Origin of the sequence: Streptomyces sp. NRRL B-3229, from assembly GCF_000719505.1 — a bacterium.
GTDB lineage: Bacteria > Actinomycetota > Actinomycetes > Streptomycetales > Streptomycetaceae > Streptomyces > Streptomyces griseorubiginosus.
This window is the reverse complement of the sequence record NZ_JOGP01000066.1, coordinates 1-2,093: the sequence shown is the minus strand read 5'-3', so window position 1 is coordinate 2,093 and position 2,093 is coordinate 1. Positions and strand designations below refer to the sequence as shown.

The 2,093-nt window shown below is 70.0% G+C and carries 1 protein-coding gene; it reads right to left on the bottom strand.

All coding sequences use genetic code 11. The features are described from left to right. Positions 1–2,093, bottom strand: a 2,093-nt coding sequence (locus IF54_RS0138650) for a condensation domain-containing protein (protein WP_234439178.1), incomplete at both ends; no start/stop codon positions are given.

Genomic DNA, 2,093 nt, shown 5'->3' with positions numbered 1-2,093 from the left:
CCTGCGCCTCGAAACGGTCCACCACCAGACCACCCGGCCAGCCGACAGACGAACCGTCGGCCCACTCCCCGAGCAGCACCCCCCGCTCGGCGCTGGACAACAACACACCACGTGCGTCCCCGTCCGCATCCGCAGCCATCGCCTCCAGCACCGACCGGTACATCCCCGCCAGCCGGTCCAGGCTCTCCCGGCTCATCACGTCCGTGGGACTGGTGAGGCCGAAGTTGCCGTGGCTGATGACGACGTTGAGGGCGAACTCGTTGGTGCCGTTCACCATCGTCGCGTCGACGTCGACGGCTTCCCTGTCGACCAGGTGGAAGTCGAGGTACTCGAAGAGGATGGTGAGCAGGTCGCGATTGTTGCCTGCGGCGCGCTGGATGGCCGGGAGCGGGTAGCGGCGGTGGGACCAGATGTCGGTCTCCTGCCGGTACACCTCCTCCACCAGCTCACGCCACGTACCCGCACCCTTGGCCGACGGGAAGGGCAGGGTGTTGAGGTGCATGCCCAGCACGCGGTCGGCACCCGGGGCCTCCAGTCGGCCGTGGTACACCACGCCGGTGTGGAAGGCGTCCTCCGCCGTGAGGGTGCCGAGCACCTTCAGGTGGGCGGCCAGCAGCACACTCTTCAGCGACGTCCGGGCCTCGGCGGCGAGCCGACGCAGGTCGTCCTCCAGGTCCCTGAACGGGACGCGGGTGTGCAGGAGTTCGCGCGGTCCCGTGGTCGCGGCCCAGGCTGCCGGGATCCGGGCCGGGCTGTGGGTCTCCACGACGTCACGCCAGAAGGCCTGGTCGCCCTCGTCGGCGAGGGAGGCCTGCTCGGCGGCGATGAAGTCGGCGAACCGGACCGAGGGAGCCTCGTAGGCCGGGAGGCCGTGACCGACGCTCAGGCCGCGGTAGGCGTCCAGGAGCTCCATCAGGAGGGTGTGGTAGCTCCAGCCCTCCGTGATCGCGTGAATGTGGCTGAACGTCATGCGCCACGCCTGGTCCGACTCGACGTGCACCGAGATCCGCAGCAGCGGACCGGCCGCGATGTCGAACCCGGCGGCACGCTCCTGCTCCACGTATGCGAAGGCGAGTTCCTTCTGCTGCTCCGCCGTGAGGTCGCGGACGTCGTGCACGGTGAGCGGGACGCCGACCGTGCCGTGGACCAGCTGGAGCGGCTGGGAGTAGCCGTCCAGGTGCATGGTCGTGCGCAGGATGTCGTGCCGGGCGACCACCGTCTCGACGGCCTCGCGCATCGCCTCCGCCGAGAACGGCCGAGCGTCCGGGATACGGAAGGAGTTGATGTTCTGGTACACGCGCTCGTCACCGGAGGCGAGCATCTCGACCAGCATGCCGGTCTGCACCTGGGACAGCGGATACGCGTCCACCACACCGTCGGGGAGCAGCGCCCGGTCGTCCTCGCCGATAAGCGCGAACGGCTCGACCGTCACGATCAGCGATTCGCCGGACTCCTGGCCGCCGACGCGGGTGGCCAGGGCCGCGATCGTCTTCAGCTGGAAGACATCCGGGATGGAGACGTCGTACCCGGCGGCGCGGAGTGCACCGACGAGGCGTACGGCGCGGATGGAGTCGCCGCCGAGGTCGAAGAAGCTGTCCTCGACACCGACGCCGACGCCTTCGAGTCCAAGGACGTCCTGCCAGACCGCCGCCAGTCGTTCCTCGACCGGCGTGCGCGGGGCGACGTACGCCTCGGCCCCCGCGAAGGCCGCCAGGTCCGGGGCCGGCAGGGCTCGGTGATCGACCTTGCCGTTCGTGGTGAGCGGGATGCGGGCGATCGTGACGAACGCCGTCGGGACCATGTAGTCCGGCAGCGAGGCGGTCAGGTGAGCGCGCAGGGCGGCGGTCAGGTGAGCGCGCAGGGCGGCACTGTCGAGCGCATCGGTGTCCGCCAGAACGACGTAGCCGATCAGGGACTTCTCCCCCGTCCCGGACTGGCGGACGGTGGTGACGGCGTCCTGGACGTTCGCGTGCTCGCGGAGGCGGGCTTCGATCTCGCCGAGTTCGATGCGGTAGCCGCGGATCTTGACCTGGTGGTCGATGCGGCCGAGGGTTTCCAGGGTGCCGTCGGGCAGGAACCGGGCCAGGTCGCCG